A 15,059-nucleotide genomic window follows, 5' to 3' on the forward strand; every position below is an offset into this window, starting at 1 on the left:
GCACCGTCAGCGGTAGCGGAGTTCCACCACGCCGTTGCCGAACCGGCGCTCGGCGATCAGGTCGAGGTCGAGGCGGGTGCCGGGCGGGAAGAGCGGCCGGCCGGCGCCGAGCACGACCGGGACGACGTAGAGCCGCCACTCGTCGACCAGGCCGTGCCGGGCGAAGGCGGCGGCCAGCTCGGCGCCGCCGAGGGCCATGTCGCCGCCCGGCTGCTCCTTGAGCGCCCGCACCTCATCGGGGTCGACCTCGCGCACCACGGTGGTGTTCCAGTCGGCACGCTCCAGGGTCCGGGAGTAGACGATCTTCGGCATGTCCCGCCAGATGCCGGCGAACTCCCGCATCGGCGCGTCGTTGGCCGGGTCCTGGTCGGCGGTGGGCCAGAACTCCGCCATCAGCTCGTAGGTGCGCCGGCCGTCGAGGAAGGCGGACATCTGCCGGAGGTCGTCGTTGAAGTGCTGGTGCAGCTCGTCGTCGACCCGGTGCCAGCTCAAGTCGCCACCGGGCCCCTCGAAGTAGCCGTCGAGGGAGACCGACATCCCCACGATGATCCTGCGCATGACACCCCGCTCCGGTCGGCTGGCCGTGCCGCCAGTCTGCCAGGACCTCCCGCCGTACGGGGGACGCGACGACCGCACCGGCCGCCGAGTTCCCCGCGGCCGGCCTTCCCGGGGGGTGTCGGCGGGTCGGCGTAGGGTCGGCCCATGGCCACCTGGGACGACGTCCGGCGGATCGCGCTCGCCCTGCCGGAGACCACCGAGCGCGGTTCGCACGACGACCTGCCCGCCTGGCGGGTGCGCGACAAGCTCTTCGTCTGGGAGCGGCCGCTGCGCCGCGCCGACCTCGACGCGCTGGGTGACGCCGCGCCCGACGGCCCGGTCCTGGGCGCCCGGGTGCCCGACCTCGGCGCGAAGGAGGCGCTGCTCGCGGACGACCCCGAGGTCTACTTCACCACGCCGCACTTCGAGGGCTACCCGGCGGTGCTGGTCCGGCTCGACCGGATTGGGGTCGACGAGCTGACCGAACTGGTCACCGAGGCGTGGCACGCGCGCGCCCCGAAGCGGCTGGCCGCCGCCCACCGGGCGGAGCCCGCGTGACCGTGCCGGTGGCCGGCATCGTCTTCGACATGGACGGCACGCTGATCGAGTCGCACGAGGTGGTGCCCGCGGCCTACCGCGCGGCGGTGCGGGCCGGCGGCGGGCCGGAGCACAGCGACGCCGACGTCATCGCGGGCTACCCGCTCGGCTCGCCGGCCGACCTGCTGACCCACCTGCTGGGGCGGCCGGCCACCGACGCGGACCTGGCCGCCTACCACGCCCAGCTGGCCGCGCTCGCCGAGCGGGTCACCGTCTACCCCGGGGTGGCGGAGGTGCTCGCCGAGGTCGCCGCCCGGGTGCCGGTGGGCCTGTTCACCGGCGCGAGCCACCGGGCGGCCCGGATCCTGCTCGACCGGGTCGGCCTGCTCGATCGTTTCCGGGTGGTCCTCGGCGGCGACCAGGTGGCCCGCTCCAAACCGGCGCCCGACGGCGTCGAGCTGGCCTGCCGGCGACTGGGCGTGGACCCGGCCCGCGCCGCGTACGTGGGCGACTCGCCGCTGGACCTGCGGGCCGCCCGCGACAGCGGCGCCGTGGCGGTCGCCGCGGCCTGGGGCCACCAGTACGACCCGGCGGAGGCGGCCGATGTCAGGGCGGCCCGACCCCGGGACCTGCTGGCGCTGCTCGGCTGACCGGAGGCCCGGCTCTGCTCACCGCTGCGGCGGCCGTCAGGTCGCGGCCCGGCCCGGAGGGGCCGGTTCCGGCCGGTTCCCGACGGCCCGGCGCACGGCGTCCTCGGGTGTGACCGCGTGGGCCGGGCCGGGGACCGGGACACCGCGGGCGTCCACGACGCGCCAGCCGCCGAGCAGCACCACCGGGATGTCGCCCCGCCGCAGGGCCAGCGCCACCTCGCTGAGCGTCCCCCAGGAGCCGCCGACGGCGATCACCGCGTCCGCGCTCCACACGAGGATGGCGTTGCGGGCCTGGCCCATGTTGGTGACCACCGAGGCGGACAGCTCGGCGGGGGCCGGGGCGGAGCCGTCGTCGGGGCGTACCCCGATGACCAGGCCGGCGCGGTCCCGGACGCCGGCGGCGACCGCGGCCATCACGCCGCCGCCCCCGCCGCAGAGCACGGTGACGCCGCGCTCGGCGAGCAGCTCCCCCACCCGCCGGGCCTGCGCCCGTTCCTCCGCCGTCGCCTCCGCCGGCCCGCACACCGCCATTTGCATCCCGCCATTGTCACCGGTCCGCGGGCGCCGGCCTCATGATCGACGGATCCGGTACGGCTGGGTTAGCGTGCGGGGGTGGGATCGACGGTGACCGAAGCGACGGATCCGTGGTGCCTGCGCCCGGGTGAGGCGGCCGAGCTGCTGCGGGGGCACCCGTGGCGGCGGTTCGTGGTCCTGGGCGACAGCGTGGCCGAGGGGATGTGCGAGCCGGTCGACGGCTACCCGGAGCTCCAGTGGGCCGACCGGATCGGCGCGGAGCTGCGCGCGGCCGGGCCCGAGCTGGCGTACCGGAACCTGGGGCGGCGCGGGCTGCGGGCGCACGAGGTGCGGGCCACCCAGCTGGCGCCGGCGCTGGCGTTCGCGCCGGACCTGGCGCTCGTGGTGTGCGGGGGCAACGACGCGTTCCGGCCCGCGTACGACCCGGAGGCCGTGGACGCGGAGCTGACCGCGATGGTCACCGCGCTCCAGGGCGCCGGGGCGGCCGTCATCACGGTCGGCATGTTCGACGTGTCGCACAGCCCGGCGGTGCCCGACGCGCTGCGAGCCGGCCTCCGTGCACGGATGCGCCGGCTCTCCGCCCACACCGGGCGGCTGGCGGAACGGCTGGGCACGCTGCACGTGCACCTGACCGACCACCCGCTCGTCGCGGATCCGTCGCTCTACAGCAGCGACGGCCGGCACGGCAGCGCCCGCAGCGACGCGGTCGCCACCGCGGAGACCCTCCGCGTGCTCGGCGCCCACCTGGGGACGACCGCCGAACCGGCCTGACCCGGAAGCACGGCCCGGTCCCCGGCGCGGCTCAGCCCGCGGGTCGGGTGGGGTCGGCGGTGAGCAGGCCGTCGAGCAGGCTGCGCAGGGTGCGCTCGAAGAGGTCCCGGTCGGGCGGGGCGGACGGCGGTTCGGCGAACGCGGCGGCCAGATGCGGGTACGCCGCCAGGTCGACGTGGCCGAAGGTGACCGTCCCGGCGGCCGCCGCGGTGCGGGCGAAGAGCGAGACGACGCCGGTGACCATGGCGATGGCCTCGAACTTCGCGGCGACCCCGGCCCGGACCGGTTGTAGCAGGCGCAGGCAGGCGTCGAAGTGGGCCAGGGTGTTGGGCCCGGGGACGGTGGGCCGGGCGATGGCGTCGGGCAGCCACGGGTGGCGCCGGTACAGCGCGAGCTGGCGGCGGGCCAGCCGGAGGAACCGGTCCTGCCAGGTTCCGTCGTCGTCGGCCGGGTACGGCCGCAGCTCGCCCGCGCACCGGTCGACCATGAGGTCCAGCAGGTCGTCCCGGGAGGACAGGTGCCGGTAGAGCGAGCCGGCGGCCATCCCGACCGCCCCGGCGACCGCGCGCATCGACACCGCGCCCAGCCCGTCGGCGTCGGCCAGCGCGACGGCGGCGGCGACGATCTCGTCCCGGCTGTGCGTCGGGGCGGGGCCGCGGGCGCCGCGCTGCGGCCGGGTCCAGACGGACCGCGTGCCGGGCTCGTCCGGATCGGTGGATGCGCCGCTCACGACACCTACTGTAAACTGCAAACAGCGTTCGCGGTTTTGCGGGGTCGAAGGGAGCAGTCATGCAGCGGATCACGGCACCGGACGGCGCGGGGATCGTCCTGCACTCGAGGGGCGCGGGACCGGATCTCGTGCTCGTGCACGGGGGCGGGGTCACCATCCACGAATACCGGCGGCTGGCCGCGCGGCTCGCCGACCGGTTCACCGTCCACCTGTACAACCGGCGGGGCCGGGCGGACGCGGCGGCGCGGCGCGAGCCGTACACGGTGGAGCAGGAGATCGACGACCTCGGCGCGGTCCTCGCGCACACCGGCGCCCGCCGGGCCATCGGGCACAGCTACGGCGCGTTCGTCGTCCTGCGGGCCGCGCTCCGGCTGCCGCTGGACCAGATCGCCCTCTACGACCTGCCGCTCTGCCTGGCCGGGCGCGGCCTGCCCACCGCGTTCCTCGACCCGGCCGAGGAGGCGATCCGGGCCGGCGACCCGGCGCGGGCGCTGGCGATCGTGGGGGCCGGAGTCAACCCGCACACACCCGCGTCGCGGCTGCCCCTCGCCGTGCGTACCGCGATCTGTCGGGCGTTCCTGCGCACCGAGGTCGGTCGGACGATGGGCAGCCTGGTGGGGATGACGCTTGCCGAATCGCGGCAGGTCCAGGCGCACGAGGGGCCGGCCGAGGAGTACGCGCGGATCACCGCCGAGGTGCTGCTGGTCAGCGGCGCCCGGGCCGCCCCGTACTTCACCGAGGTCAACGACCTGCTGGCCGCCGCCCTCCCCCGGGCCCGGACCCTGCGCGTCCCCGGCAGCGCCCACAACGGCATCGCCGTCGCGCCCCCGAAGCTCGTCGACCCCATCGCCGCCTTCTTCACCACCCCCACCGCGCCGGCCGGCCGACACTGACGAGCCGGGGTCAGTCGGTCAGGAGGATGCCGGTCATGAGGACGCCCCGGGCCAGGTTGAGGACCTCCTCGCAGCCCGGGTAGCCGACCCGCGCCAGGGCGCCGGAGCCGGTGCGGCCGAACAGGTACGGGGCCAGGCTGTAGGGGACCTCGGCGGTGACCGTCTCCCCGGTCTCGATCTGCACGAAGTCCATGGCCACCCGGTCCGCCTCGTGGTAGCGCTGGAGGATGTTGCCGCCCGCGTCGATCGCGGCGCGGACCCCGTCCTCCCAGGCCACCGGGCTCATCGTCCGGCCGATCAGCACCCCGTGCCCGGCCGAGCCGCCGGCCGGCTTGGCGACCAGGTCGGCCTGCTCGGCCAGCGCCCGGTCGAGCTGGTCGGCGGTGAGCGCCACGGTGTGCGGGACGTACCGGCGGATCAGCGCCTGGTCGGCCTCGGCCAGCAGGTCCAGGTCGGCCCACAGCCAGGCGTAGTTGAGCTTGTTGCTGAGCAGCCAGGCGGCACTGCTGACGAACATCGGCAGGGTGCCGGCCGCGAGGGCGCCGGCCACCGCGTCGAGGCCGGCGCTGGGAGTGACCCGGTTGGGCACGAAGAGCCGGAACAGCGCGTCCACCGGGGCGCCGCCGACCACGAGCCGCCGGTGCTCGTCCAGGGTGGCCGTGCGGACCGGGGCGATGACCAGGTCGATGCCGAAGCGCGCGGCCTGGTCGGCGAGCGGCGAGAGGATCCGGATGAAGGTGTCGGGGTCGTCGAGGCCCGGGTACTCGGCGTCGAAGTCCATGAGCAGCGCCACGCGGGCGCCGTCGGGCAGGCCCAGGGTGTCCCGGATGGCCACGAAGCGCTGGTCGAGCAGGGACGGTGCGGGCCGGACCGCCAGCCCGTCGAGCAGGCCCTGCTCGCGGTAGAGCTCGGCGTACCGGTAGATCACCGTGTCGGCGTCGAAGCCGCCGCCGAGGCTGCTGTCGATGTTGTACTCCACGATGCACGGCACGCCGCCGGAGAACAGCACGTCGGGCCGGTACGCGGCGAGCAGCCCCTCGTGCAGCGGCTCGTCCTCGTCCAGCAGCCGGGTCTCCCCCACCGGCACGTCGAGCAGCCGGCGCAGTTCGCCGGCGGTGCGGGCCCGGCGCCGGCAGGCCTCCAGGATGAGCTGGACGATCCTGTCGCACACCTCGTTGAGCTCCCGGAACGCGTCGGCCGTGAGCACCGGTGGCCGGGCGAGCCGCCACTGCTTGTTGTACGTGGCCCGGCCGTGGAAGATCTTCTCCCAGGCGCCGGCGCCGGCCGCGACCATCGCCGTACGGGTCGACTCGGGCAGGTCGGTCCACGCCTGCCCGGCGGGCGGCCACGGATAGTTCGGGTCCATCGTTCATCCGTCCTTACAGGTCAGTTGGATGGCGGCGGTGAGCTGGTCACGGCCGGGTTGCACGGCCCGGTCCAGGGCGGGTGCGAAGGGCAGCACCGCGCCGTCCGGGCGGGTGACCCGGCGGGGCGGCGCGGCGAGCGGGACCCGCTCGACGACGGTGGCGATGATCTCCCCGGCGATGCCGCAGGACCGGTTGGAGTCGTCCACCACCACGAGGCGCCCGGTGCGGGACACCGAGTCGAGCAGCCCGTCCCAGTCGAACGGGTACAGCGTGCGCGGGTCGAAGACCTCCACCGAGACCTGGCCGGCCAGCTCGTCGGCGACGGCCAGCGCGTCGTGCACCAGGTGCCCGACGGCCACCACCGTGACGTCGGCGCCCGGACGGCGCACCACGCCCCGGCCCAGCGGCACCGGGGCGAGATCGGTGACGTCGGCCCGCACGTCGAGGGCCCCGGCGGGGGCGAACACCACCACCGGGTCGTCGCAGCGGATCGCCGAGACCAGCAGGCCGTACGCGTCGGCCGGCGTGGCCGGCACCACGGTGGTCACCCCGACGTGGGCGAAGAGGCTGTACGGGTGGTCGGAGTGCTGCCCGGCCCAGCCGGTGCGGGAGCCGGAGCCGGGCACCAGGTAGGTGACGGGCACCGCGCACTGGCCGCCGGTCATCAGCGGGAACTTGTGGGCGTGGTTGACGATCTGCTCGAAGACCAGGAAGAGCAGCGACGGGATCTGGAACTCGATCACGGGGCGCGCCCCGGCCAGCGCGGCGCCGGTGGCGAAGCTGGTGAACGCCTGCTCGGACAGGGGCGTGTCGAGGACCCGCTCGGGGCCGAACCGCTTCAGCAGGCCGGTGGTGACGCTGGCGGCGGCCACCCGGATGTCCTCGCCGAGCAGGAAGACCGACTCGTCGCGGGTCATCTCGTCGGCGAGCGCCCGGGTGAGCGCCCGGCGGTAGGAGAGCCGGGGCATCAGCCACCTCCGGTCCGGGCGGTGAGCCCGCTGGCGTACAGGTGGTCGAGGGCGGTGGCGGGGTCGGGCGCCGGGCCGGCCAGCGCGAAGTCCACCGCCGCGGCGAGGGTGGCCTCGACCTCGGCGTCGACCGCCGCCCGGACCTCGGCGGGAAGCCGGTCGCCCTGGATGAGCACCGGATCCCGGCGGCGCGCCGCGGCCACCTCCTCGGGCGGGCGGTAGTCGAGGCGTACCCGGTGTTCGAAGGTGTGGTGGGCGTCGAACCGGTAGGTGCGGGCCTCGACCAGCTCGGGGCCGCCGCCGGCGCGCATCCGCGCGACGGCGGCGGCGGTGACCTCGCGGACCTTCTCGGGGTCCTGGCCGTCGACGGCGACCGCCGGCATGCCGAAGGCCGCGGCGCGGCCCGCGATGGTGCCGGCGACCGCGCCCTCGACCGGCATGGTGGTGGCGTAGCCGTTGTTCTCGCAGACGAACAGCACCGGCACCCGCCAGAGCGCGGCCAGGTTGAACGCTTCGAGGAGCATCCCCTCGTTGACCGCGCCGTCGCCGAAGAAGGTCGCACCGACCACGTCGTCGCCGCGCCGCCGGCGCGCCCACACCGCCCCGGTGAGGATCGCGCCGGCGGCCCCGACGATGGCGTTGGCGCCGAGCACCCCGACGCCGAAGTCGGCGGCGTGCATCGACCCGCCCCGGCCCCGGTTGAGCCCGGTGACCCGGCCGCACAGCTCGGCGAGCATCCGGGCCGGGTCGGCGCCCTTGGCCAGCACGTGCCCGTGCCCGCGGTGGGTGCCGGTCACCAGGTCCGCGGCGCGCAGCGCCGCACAGACCCCGGCGGCGACGCCCTCCTGGCCGAGGTACGGGTGGATGCCGCCGACGATCTCCCCGGCGTCGACCAGCTCGATGGCCCGCTCCTCGAAGCGGCGGATCAGCCGGACCGTCCGGTAGAGGCCGACCGGGTCGGGACCGATCACGCCGGACGGCCCTCCTTGGTCGCGGCCAGGGTGTCGCGGTCGCGCCAGATGACCGGGCAGAAGGCGGGGTCCGCGTAGTCCGGCCGGCCCTGCGGGGTGCGGCGGACCAGCACGTCGTGGTTGTACGCGGCGAGCGTGCCGTCGGAGAGCGGATACTCCCGCCAGGCGTTGGCGCCGTCCTGCAGGTGCAGCGAGATCGCCTGGCGGGGGCGGCCGCTGACGTTGGCCCCGCTGCCGTGGTAGACGCGGCAGTGGTGGAAGCTCATGTGTCCCTTCGGGATCACCACGGGGACCTTGCGGATCTCCGCGCCGTTGTACGCGGCGTTCTCGGCGAGCATCGCCTCCAACTGGTCGCGGTCCCGGTCGGCGAAGTGCCGCACCACGGTGTCGTCGGCGCCGACCTCCCGCCAGCGGTGCGACCCGTCGACGATGGTGATGGTGCCCATCTCCTCGCCGCAGTCGTGGAACGGGATGAACGCGGTGAGCATGTCCTCGGAGGAGGACGACGCCCAGTAATGCTTGTCGAAGTGCCAGGGCACGATGTTCGACGGCTCACCGGAGATCGGCGGCTTGTAGATGAGGGTGGACTGGAAGATCCGGATCTCGTCGGCCCGCGCGAGCCGGGCGGCGACCGCGCCGATGAGCGGCTTGCGCAGGATCCGGCCGATGGCGTCGTGCTCGTGGTGCACGTAGTCGTTGTGCCGCTGCACGTCGCCCCTGGCGGGCTCCCAGTAGGCCAGCTTCGGCGGGCGGACGGGCAGCCGCCGGTCCCGCTCCCCGGCGTAGTAGCGGTCGGTCGCCGCCACGAGGGTGTCCACCTCGTCGTCGGTGAGCAGCTTCTTGCTCAGGTACCAGCCGTGCTCGGCGTAGTGCCGCACGTCCTCCTCGGACGGCAGCAGCGCCTCCTCCTCGGCGGTCAGCACCGGATGTGTCGTGGTCATGCCCGAACCCCTCCTGCCGTCCCGGCCGCGACGGCGGGGGTCGCCCCCGCCGCGGCGAGTTCGCGTTCCTTGGCCTCGTAGAGCGCCTTGATGTTGCCGCTGCCGAAGGTGCGCGCCCCGCGCCGCTCGATGAGTTCGAGGAAGAGGGTGCGGCGCACGTGCATCGACTCGGTGAAGATCTGCAGCAGCTGGCCGTCGTGGTCGGAGTCGACCAGGATGCTCAGGTCGCGCAGCCGGTCCAGCGGCGCGTCCACCTTCCCGACCCGCCGTTCCAGGTCGTCGTAGTAGGCGTCCGGGGTGCCGGCGAAGCGCACCCCCCGGCCGGCGAGGGCGCCGACCGCCGTGACGATGTCGTCGGTGCGCAGCCCGAGGTGCTGCACCCCGGCGCCGGCGTGCCAGCGCAGGAAGTCCTCGATCTGCCCGGGCCGCCGGCCGGTGTCCGGCTCCAGCAGCACGAGGGTGACCCGCCCGGACGGGCTCTGCACCACCTTCGAGTTCATCGCCTGCCCGGCGACCTCGATGTGCTCCTCGAAGATCTGCGCGAAGCCGAAGACCTTCTCGTAGTGCCCGACCGTCTCGTCGAGCTGGCCGGGCGGCACGCAGACCGCCAGGTGGTCGATCTCGGCGAGCAGCGGGGTGTCGCCGCCGCCGGGCAGCTCCTCGATCGCCCCGGGCAGGAACCGCGTCCGGTCGCCGCGCCGCTCGACGAGGCGGTGCAGCACGTCGCCGAAGCCGCCCACCTCGGCGGTCACCACCTCGGCGTCCGGACCCGTGAAGGTGCGCGGCGCGGTCACCCCGGTCGCACCCCGGGCCACCAGCTCCGCGTACGCCCCGGCGGCGTCGTCGACCTCCAGGGCCACCACGGCGATGCCGTCGCCGTGCCGTTGCACGTACGTCGAGGCCGGGTGCTCGGCGGTCAAGCCGCTGGTGAGCACCATCCGGATGGCGGCCTGTTCGAGCAGCAGCGAGCGCTGCCCGGGCAGTCCGGTCTCCGGGCCGCCCTGGCCCCGCACCCGGAAGCCGACGGCCGTGTCGAAGTAGAAGGCGGCCTGGCGGGCGTCTCCGACGTACAGCTCGACGTGGTCTATTCCGTTGATGTCCATAGGTAGCCTTTCCCCCTGTTCCCCCCGTGACTGCGACCCGGGCGTCCGCCCGGGACGGCGTCCGATCAGTTGCGGCGCAGCAGCAGGCTGACGTTCTGGCCGCCGAACCCGAACGAGTTGGTCAGCGCGTGCTCGGCCCGGGTCTCCCGGGGCGCGGCGCGGACGTGGTCCGCCTCGCAGTCCGGGTCCGGGTCGTCGAGGTGGTAGGTGGGCGGGAGCAGCCCGCGCCCGAGGGCGAGGGCGGTGGCCGCCGCCTCCAGCACGCCGGAGGTACCGAGCAGGTGCCCGGTGAGCGCCTTGGTGGAGCTGACCGGCACCCCGCCCACCCCGAACACCGCGGCGAGGGCGGTGGTCTCGGCGATGTCGCCGAGTTTCGTGCCGGTGCCGTGCGCGTTGACGTAGCCGACCTCGGTCGGCGTCACTCCCCCGCCGGCCAGCGCCCGGCGCATGCACGCCGCCGCCCCCGCGCCGTCCGGCCGGGGCGCGGTCGGGTGGTGGGCGTCGGTGTTCACCCCGTAGCCGGCGACCTCGGCGTAGCCGGTGACCCCCCGCGCGGCGGCGTGCTCGGCGCGTTCCAGCACCAGCAGCGCCGCCCCCTCGGCCAGCACGAAACCGTTGCGCCGCTTGTCGAACGGTCGGCTGGCCTCGGTGGGGTCGTCCCAGCCCCGGGCCAGGGCGCGGGCGTTGCCGAAGGTGTCGGCGAAGGTCGGGAACAGCGGTGCCTCACTCGCCCCGCAGACCACCACGTCGGCCTCGCCGGCCCGGATGAGGCGTACCCCGTCGGCCACCGCCTGGGCGCCGGAGGCGCAGGCGGTGCCCACCGCGGAGCTGTAGCCCCGGATGCCGTGGGCGATGGCGATCCGGGCCGACGGCATGTTCGGCAGGATGCCGGTGAGCAGGTACGGGCTGACCGCCGCCCGGCCCCGCGCGGCGCGGGCCAGGACCTGACTCTCCAGGGTGGACATCCCGCCGACCCCGCCGACGATCACCCCGATCCGGTCCGGGTCGACGTCGCGCCCCACCTCGATGCCGGCGTCGGCGAGCGCCTCGGCCGCGGTGATCAGGGCGAGCAGCACGATCCGGTCGAGCACCTTGGTCTCCGGACCGGAGGCGACGCTGCGCGGGTCGATGTCCGGCAGGATCCCGGCCACCTCGAGGCTGTCCCGCGCCGGGTGCCCCTCGGGCGGCCGGCGCAACCCGGACCGTCCGGTGGTGAGCGCCGCGAACGTCTCCTCGACGCCCCGGCCGGCCGGGGTGAACAGCCCCATGCCGGTGATGACGGCGCTCATGCCGGAGCCTCGGCGAGATAGCGCTCGCGCAGCGCCACCTTGCGGACCTTGCCGGTGACGGTGACCGGGATGTCCTCGGCGCGCACCGGCACCACCCGGCGCAGCGTGGCGGCCAGGTCCGGCCCGATCGCGGCCCGGATGCGGGCGGTGCGGTCCTCGGCCGGGTCCGCCCCGGCGGCCAGCTCCAGCAGCACGTCGGTGACCACCGTGCCGCCCTCGGAGACGATCACCACCGTGCAGTCGGTGACGTCGGCGCAGGCGGCGAGGATCCGCTCCTCGGACAGCGCGGTGAAGAAGCGTTTCCCGTCGCCCGTCTCGACGGAGTCCACGGCCCGGTCGAGGTGGTAGTAGCGGCCGTCGGCGTCGGCGCGGACCAGGTCGCCGGTGAGGTACCAGCCGCGCAGCCGGGACCGGTAGGTGGTGACCGAGTCGTTCCAGTAGCCGCGGAACAGCGACGGCGAGTCGATGCCCAGCCAGCCGACCTGCCCGGGCGGCAGCTCGTTGCCCACCTCGTCGAGCACGGCCACCCGGGTGAACCGGTACGGGCGGCCGACGCAGCGGCCGTACCGGTCGGTGTCGACGGTGTGCGTGACGTGGAACATCGAGTGACCCATCTCGCTGGAGCCCAGCCCGTCGATGAAGACCGAGCCGGGCACCCGGGTCACGCCGTCGCGGGTCATCACGTCCCGCGAGCCCACCTTGACCAGCCGGCGCACGTGCGGTTCGTGCGAGCAGTCGCCGGTGTTGAACCACAGCCGCACCGACTCCAGGTCGTACGCGGACAGGTCGAAGCGGGCCAGCTCGGCCCAGGTGACGGAGAACCCGAACACGCCGTCCGGCCGCCAGCGCTGGATCGCGTCGAGCACCCGCTCGCCGCCCTGCTCGGAGAGGAGGTACATCTCGGCCCGGTTGCCCAGTGCCTGGTTGACCATCAGCACCGTCGCGGTGTGCGGGGCGGGCAGCGCGTTGAGGATCCGGGTGGTGCCCTGCGCCTGCGGCATCGCGAGCAGGTGCCGGGTGGCGGCGAAGAGGCTGGCGTGCGAGTGCAGCACCGCCTTCGGCACCCCGGTGGTGCCGGAGGTGTGGGTGATGACGACCGGGTCGTCGTCGTGGTGCCGGTAGTGCGGCGGGGCCGCGGCCGGGTCGCCGCCGCCCGCCTCGGCGGGCTCGCCGAGCAGGGGCGCGCCCAGGTCGTGCCCGTGCAGCGCCGCGGTGTGCGCGGCGTCGGCGAGCACCCCGGCGGCGCGCAGCCGGCGGATGTACTCGGCGGCGATCTCCGGGCGCAGCCGGCCGTTCATCAGCGCCGGGATCGCGCCGAGCCGGGCCAGCGCCAGGAACGACAGCACCATGTCGGCGGCGGAACCGGCCCAGACGGCGACCGGGTCGCGCGGCCTGATCCCGCGCTCGTGCAGCCAGGCGGCCCGGGCGGCGACCAGCTCGTCGAGCCTGCCCAGGGTCAGCGGGGTCTCGGCCGGGTGGCCGTCGACCGCGGTGTCGAAGGTGAGCCCGGGTCCGTCCCGGTCCGCGCCGTGGGCCAGCACCCGGGCGAGCACGTTCCCCGCGCCCAGCTCGGTGTCGGCGGCCAGGGCACCGCGCAGTCCCCTCGTCCTCATTGACGTGTTCCCTCCCCCAGCAGCACGGCGGTCGCCTCGCCCGGCGTACCGTCCGGTGCCTGTTCGACCAGGACCAGCAACGCCTGCGCGGCGTCGCCGTCGTACAGCAGCAGAGCCGCCTCGGCGGCGCCCTCCGCCCGTGCGTCCCCCGTCGGGCTCAGGCACACCACCGGCCCGTCCAGTCCCCAGCGCGCCGCGACGTGCCCGGCCACGCTGTTCGGCACCGACTGGAAGAAGAACAGCGGACCGACCCGGCCACCGGCCGCGACCGTGGCCCGGACGTGCGCGGCGCTGGCCCGGTCGCCGCTCGCGCTGACCAGCAGCACCGCCGTGCGGTTGCCGGCGGGCAGCGGCCCCGCGCCGTACCGGGCGCGCAGGCAGCGGTCGGCCACGGCCACCACCAGCGGCGCGAACGCCGAGTGCACGAAGCCCGGCACGGCCGGCGGCGGCCCGTCCCCGGCCTCCGGCCAGCGCGCCTCGGCCAGTACGGCGGCGGTCACGGCGCACCGACCAGCAGGGCGGTGTTCGCGCCGCCGAACGCGGCGTTGAGGGTCAGCGCGTGGGCGGTGGCCGCCGGGCGCGGCGCGTCGGTGACGACGTCCAGCGGGCAGCTCTCGTCGGGGCCGAGCCAGCCGGCGTTGACCGGCAGCTTGCCGTGCCCGAGCGCGAGCACGGTGACCGCCAGTTCGAGCAGGCCGGACGCCTCCAGCGCGTGGCCGTGCACCGCCTTCGTGGAGCTGACCGGGATCCGCCCGGCCGCCGCGCCGAACACCCGGCCCAGCGCCGCCGCCTCCGACGCGTCGCTGTACGGGGTGCCGGTGGCGTTGGCGTTGACGTAGCCCACCGCCGCGCCGGGCAGCCCGGCCCGGCGCAGCGCCGCCTCGACCGCCCGGGCTAGGCCCAGCCCTCGCGGGTGCGGCTGGCACGGGTGGTACGCGTCGCCGGCCCGCCCCCAGCCGGCCACCGTCCCCAGGGTCGGGGCGCCCCGTCCGGCGGCGGCGCGGGCCGACTCGAGCACCACGGCCACCACCCCGTCGCCGAGCAGCAGCCCCTGCCGGCCGGCGCTGAACGGTCGGACCGCCCCGTCGGCGGCGAGCGCCCGGCCGGCGTCGAAGAGGGCGTACTGGTCCGGCTCGACCAGGTAGCCGGCGGCGACCACGACCCGGTCCAGGTCGCCCCGGCCGATCAGGGTGGCGGCGTCGGCGACCGCGGTGCTCGCCGACACGCAGGCGGTGGTGTAGACGCGGGTGCGTTCCCCGAGCCCGCAGCGGCGGGCCAGGTGGCCGGCGAGCGCCGGCACCGCCGGCCCGGCGTCCCCGCCGCCCGGGCCCCGCGGCGCCGGCAGCGAGTGCGGACCGCCGTGCGCCGCCAGGAACAGCGCGGCGCCGGCCCGGTGCGTGCGGTCCAGGCCGGCCGCCCGGCACGCGCGGTCGACCGCGTCGGTCAGCTCGTCGGCGAGGGTGCCGACCTCGGGCAGGGTGGCCGCCACGGTGACCCGACGGCCGGCGGTGTCGAAGCGGCGCACCGGTGTGAACGCCGGGGTGCCGGCGAGCACCCCGGCGAGCAGCGCGTCGGCGCCCCTGCCGAGGGCGCTGAGCGCGTGGACGCCGGTGATCCGTACGGCCTCCCGCTCAGCCATCTGCGGGAACGGTCAGCGAGGTCTGGAACACCGCGAGCGCGTCGTCGACGGTGCGGATGCCGGCGAGCTGGTCGTCGGTCAGCTCCAACCGGCGGTCGTAGCGTTGCTCGACGAGGTGCACGAGCCAGGCCAGCTCCATCGAGCCGATCCGGTCGGGCACCTGGTCGACGGGTTTCGCGGTCAGTTCGGCGAGCATGCTCACCAGGTCAGCTCGCCCCAGGTCGGGCTGACCGGTCATCAGGCGTCGTCGCTGTTCGCGGCCGCCCGGGCGGCGACCATCGTGGTGAACTCGCCGACCGTCATGAGGGCCAGCTTCTCCGACTCGTCGTCGGCGAACTTCACGCCGTACCGGTCCTCGACCCGGACCGCGAGGTCGGCCAGGGCCAGCGACTCGAGGTCGACGCCGGAGGGGCCGAGGGTGGTGTCGTCGTCGATGTCCTCGACGTCGTAGTTCATGTCGGCGAGCTGCTCGACGACGAAGGCGCGGACCTCGTCTCGCATGGCGTTAACCTCTTT

At 75.4% G+C, this 15,059-nt stretch carries 18 protein-coding genes; 4 read left to right on the top strand and 14 right to left on the bottom strand.

The genetic code is table 11. From position 1 onward, the window contains the following. Positions 1–6 precede the first annotated feature (6 nt). The gene (locus ACZ6PY_RS16720; protein ID WP_466073045.1) at positions 7–558 is read right to left on the bottom strand and encodes a dihydrofolate reductase family protein; all 552 of its coding nucleotides are present in this window, start codon (positions 556–558) and stop codon (positions 7–9) included. 144 nt (positions 559–702) lie between these two features. Between ACZ6PY_RS16720 and ACZ6PY_RS16725 the strand changes: the two genes are divergently transcribed. Further along, positions 703–1,095: an MmcQ/YjbR family DNA-binding protein gene (locus ACZ6PY_RS16725; protein ID WP_466073047.1), complete on the top strand. Its 393-nt coding sequence runs from the start codon at positions 703–705 to the stop codon at positions 1,093–1,095. After that, on the top strand, positions 1,092–1,724 hold the full coding sequence (locus ACZ6PY_RS16730; protein WP_466073049.1) for an HAD family hydrolase: 633 nt from the start codon (positions 1,092–1,094) through the stop codon (positions 1,722–1,724). Before ACZ6PY_RS16725 ends, ACZ6PY_RS16730 begins: the two co-directional genes overlap by 4 nt. A 36-nt stretch (positions 1,725–1,760) precedes the next feature. On the opposite strand, the gene ACZ6PY_RS16735 is transcribed toward ACZ6PY_RS16730, so the two are convergent. Next, positions 1,761–2,261, bottom strand: a complete 501-nt coding sequence (locus ACZ6PY_RS16735) for an SLOG cluster 4 domain-containing protein (RefSeq protein ID WP_466073051.1) — start codon at positions 2,259–2,261, stop codon at positions 1,761–1,763. 75 nt (positions 2,262–2,336) lie between these two features. Between ACZ6PY_RS16735 and ACZ6PY_RS16740 the strand changes: the two genes are divergently transcribed. Further along, the gene (locus ACZ6PY_RS16740; RefSeq protein ID WP_466073053.1) at positions 2,337–3,029 is read left to right on the top strand and encodes an SGNH/GDSL hydrolase family protein; all 693 of its coding nucleotides are present in this window, start codon (positions 2,337–2,339) and stop codon (positions 3,027–3,029) included. A gap of 31 nt (positions 3,030–3,060) precedes the next feature. Here ACZ6PY_RS16740 and ACZ6PY_RS16745 read toward each other — a convergent pair whose 3' ends face one another. After that, positions 3,061–3,759: a TetR/AcrR family transcriptional regulator C-terminal domain-containing protein gene (locus ACZ6PY_RS16745; RefSeq protein WP_466073055.1), complete on the bottom strand. Its 699-nt coding sequence runs from the start codon at positions 3,757–3,759 to the stop codon at positions 3,061–3,063. Between the two features lie 59 nt (positions 3,760–3,818). Here ACZ6PY_RS16745 and ACZ6PY_RS16750 point away from each other — a divergent pair, with 59 nt between their 5' ends. Continuing rightward, the gene (locus tag ACZ6PY_RS16750) at positions 3,819–4,652 is read left to right on the top strand and encodes an alpha/beta fold hydrolase (protein ID WP_466073057.1); all 834 of its coding nucleotides are present in this window, start codon (positions 3,819–3,821) and stop codon (positions 4,650–4,652) included. A gap of 10 nt (positions 4,653–4,662) precedes the next feature. Here ACZ6PY_RS16750 and ACZ6PY_RS16755 read toward each other — a convergent pair whose 3' ends face one another. The 11 genes from ACZ6PY_RS16755 to ACZ6PY_RS16805 all read right to left on the bottom strand — a co-directional run bounded on the left by ACZ6PY_RS16755 (position 4,663) and on the right by ACZ6PY_RS16805 (position 15,044). After that, entirely contained in the window at positions 4,663–6,018 is a 1,356-nt protein-coding gene (locus ACZ6PY_RS16755; protein ID WP_466073059.1) for an ATP-grasp domain-containing protein, read from the bottom strand. A gap of 3 nt (positions 6,019–6,021) precedes the next feature. After that, a complete protein-coding gene (locus ACZ6PY_RS16760) occupies positions 6,022–6,987 on the bottom strand; it encodes an alpha-ketoacid dehydrogenase subunit beta (RefSeq protein ID WP_466073061.1) in 966 nt (321 codons plus the stop codon). Continuing rightward, positions 6,987–7,958 carry a thiamine pyrophosphate-dependent dehydrogenase E1 component subunit alpha gene (locus tag ACZ6PY_RS16765; protein WP_466073063.1) on the bottom strand — a complete coding sequence of 324 codons (972 nt, stop codon included), beginning with the start codon at positions 7,956–7,958 and terminating at the stop codon, positions 6,987–6,989. Before ACZ6PY_RS16765 ends, ACZ6PY_RS16760 begins: the two co-directional genes overlap by 1 nt. Continuing rightward, positions 7,955–8,899 (bottom strand): phytanoyl-CoA dioxygenase family protein, encoded by a 945-nt coding sequence (locus ACZ6PY_RS16770; RefSeq protein ID WP_466073065.1) that lies wholly within the window; start codon positions 8,897–8,899, stop codon positions 7,955–7,957. Before ACZ6PY_RS16770 ends, ACZ6PY_RS16765 begins: the two co-directional genes overlap by 4 nt. Beyond that, a complete protein-coding gene (gene hppD / locus ACZ6PY_RS16775; protein WP_466073067.1) occupies positions 8,896–10,002 on the bottom strand; it encodes a 4-hydroxyphenylpyruvate dioxygenase in 1,107 nt (368 codons plus the stop codon). The genes ACZ6PY_RS16770 and hppD overlap by 4 nt, the downstream gene beginning before the upstream one ends. A 65-nt stretch (positions 10,003–10,067) precedes the next feature. After that, positions 10,068–11,291, bottom strand: a complete 1,224-nt coding sequence (locus ACZ6PY_RS16780; RefSeq protein WP_466073069.1) for a beta-ketoacyl-[acyl-carrier-protein] synthase family protein — start codon at positions 11,289–11,291, stop codon at positions 10,068–10,070. After that, positions 11,288–12,904: a class I adenylate-forming enzyme family protein gene (locus tag ACZ6PY_RS16785; protein ID WP_466073071.1), complete on the bottom strand. Its 1,617-nt coding sequence runs from the start codon at positions 12,902–12,904 to the stop codon at positions 11,288–11,290. Before ACZ6PY_RS16785 ends, ACZ6PY_RS16780 begins: the two co-directional genes overlap by 4 nt. Further along, on the bottom strand, positions 12,901–13,404 hold the full coding sequence (locus ACZ6PY_RS16790; RefSeq protein ID WP_466073073.1) for a beta-ketoacyl synthase chain length factor: 504 nt from the start codon (positions 13,402–13,404) through the stop codon (positions 12,901–12,903). The genes ACZ6PY_RS16785 and ACZ6PY_RS16790 overlap by 4 nt, the downstream gene beginning before the upstream one ends. Continuing rightward, the gene (locus ACZ6PY_RS16795; protein ID WP_466073075.1) at positions 13,401–14,543 is read right to left on the bottom strand and encodes a beta-ketoacyl-[acyl-carrier-protein] synthase family protein; all 1,143 of its coding nucleotides are present in this window, start codon (positions 14,541–14,543) and stop codon (positions 13,401–13,403) included. The genes ACZ6PY_RS16790 and ACZ6PY_RS16795 overlap by 4 nt, the downstream gene beginning before the upstream one ends. Continuing rightward, on the bottom strand, positions 14,536–14,781 hold the full coding sequence (locus tag ACZ6PY_RS16800) for an acyl carrier protein (RefSeq protein ID WP_262285701.1): 246 nt from the start codon (positions 14,779–14,781) through the stop codon (positions 14,536–14,538). The genes ACZ6PY_RS16795 and ACZ6PY_RS16800 overlap by 8 nt, the downstream gene beginning before the upstream one ends. Continuing rightward, positions 14,781–15,044 (bottom strand): acyl carrier protein, encoded by a 264-nt coding sequence (locus ACZ6PY_RS16805; protein ID WP_466073077.1) that lies wholly within the window; start codon positions 15,042–15,044, stop codon positions 14,781–14,783. The genes ACZ6PY_RS16800 and ACZ6PY_RS16805 overlap by 1 nt, the downstream gene beginning before the upstream one ends. Between the last annotated feature and the right edge of the window lie 15 nt (positions 15,045–15,059).

It is taken from the genome of Micromonospora sp. NPDC048907 (assembly GCF_055586885.1).

Coding starts and splice junctions, on each gene's coding strand:
- ACZ6PY_RS16720 (WP_466073045.1), bottom strand. CDS start 558: ATGCGCAGGATCATCGTGGGGATGTCGGTCTCCCTCGACGGCTACTTC.
- ACZ6PY_RS16750 (WP_466073057.1), top strand. CDS start 3,819: ATGCAGCGGATCACGGCACCGGACGGCGCGGGGATCGTCCTGCACTCG.
- ACZ6PY_RS16735 (WP_466073051.1), bottom strand. CDS start 2,261: ATGCAAATGGCGGTGTGCGGGCCGGCGGAGGCGACGGCGGAGGAACGG.
- ACZ6PY_RS16780 (WP_466073069.1), bottom strand. CDS start 11,291: ATGAGCGCCGTCATCACCGGCATGGGGCTGTTCACCCCGGCCGGCCGG.
- ACZ6PY_RS16755 (WP_466073059.1), bottom strand. CDS start 6,018: ATGGACCCGAACTATCCGTGGCCGCCCGCCGGGCAGGCGTGGACCGAC.
- ACZ6PY_RS16795 (WP_466073075.1), bottom strand. CDS start 14,543: ATGGCTGAGCGGGAGGCCGTACGGATCACCGGCGTCCACGCGCTCAGC.
- ACZ6PY_RS16785 (WP_466073071.1), bottom strand. CDS start 12,904: ATGAGGACGAGGGGACTGCGCGGTGCCCTGGCCGCCGACACCGAGCTG.
- ACZ6PY_RS16805 (WP_466073077.1), bottom strand. CDS start 15,044: ATGCGAGACGAGGTCCGCGCCTTCGTCGTCGAGCAGCTCGCCGACATG.
- ACZ6PY_RS16725 (WP_466073047.1), top strand. CDS start 703: ATGGCCACCTGGGACGACGTCCGGCGGATCGCGCTCGCCCTGCCGGAG.
- ACZ6PY_RS16800 (WP_262285701.1), bottom strand. CDS start 14,781: ATGACCGGTCAGCCCGACCTGGGGCGAGCTGACCTGGTGAGCATGCTC.
- ACZ6PY_RS16770 (WP_466073065.1), bottom strand. CDS start 8,899: ATGACCACGACACATCCGGTGCTGACCGCCGAGGAGGAGGCGCTGCTG.
- ACZ6PY_RS16760 (WP_466073061.1), bottom strand. CDS start 6,987: ATGCCCCGGCTCTCCTACCGCCGGGCGCTCACCCGGGCGCTCGCCGAC.
- hppD (WP_466073067.1), bottom strand. CDS start 10,002: ATGGACATCAACGGAATAGACCACGTCGAGCTGTACGTCGGAGACGCC.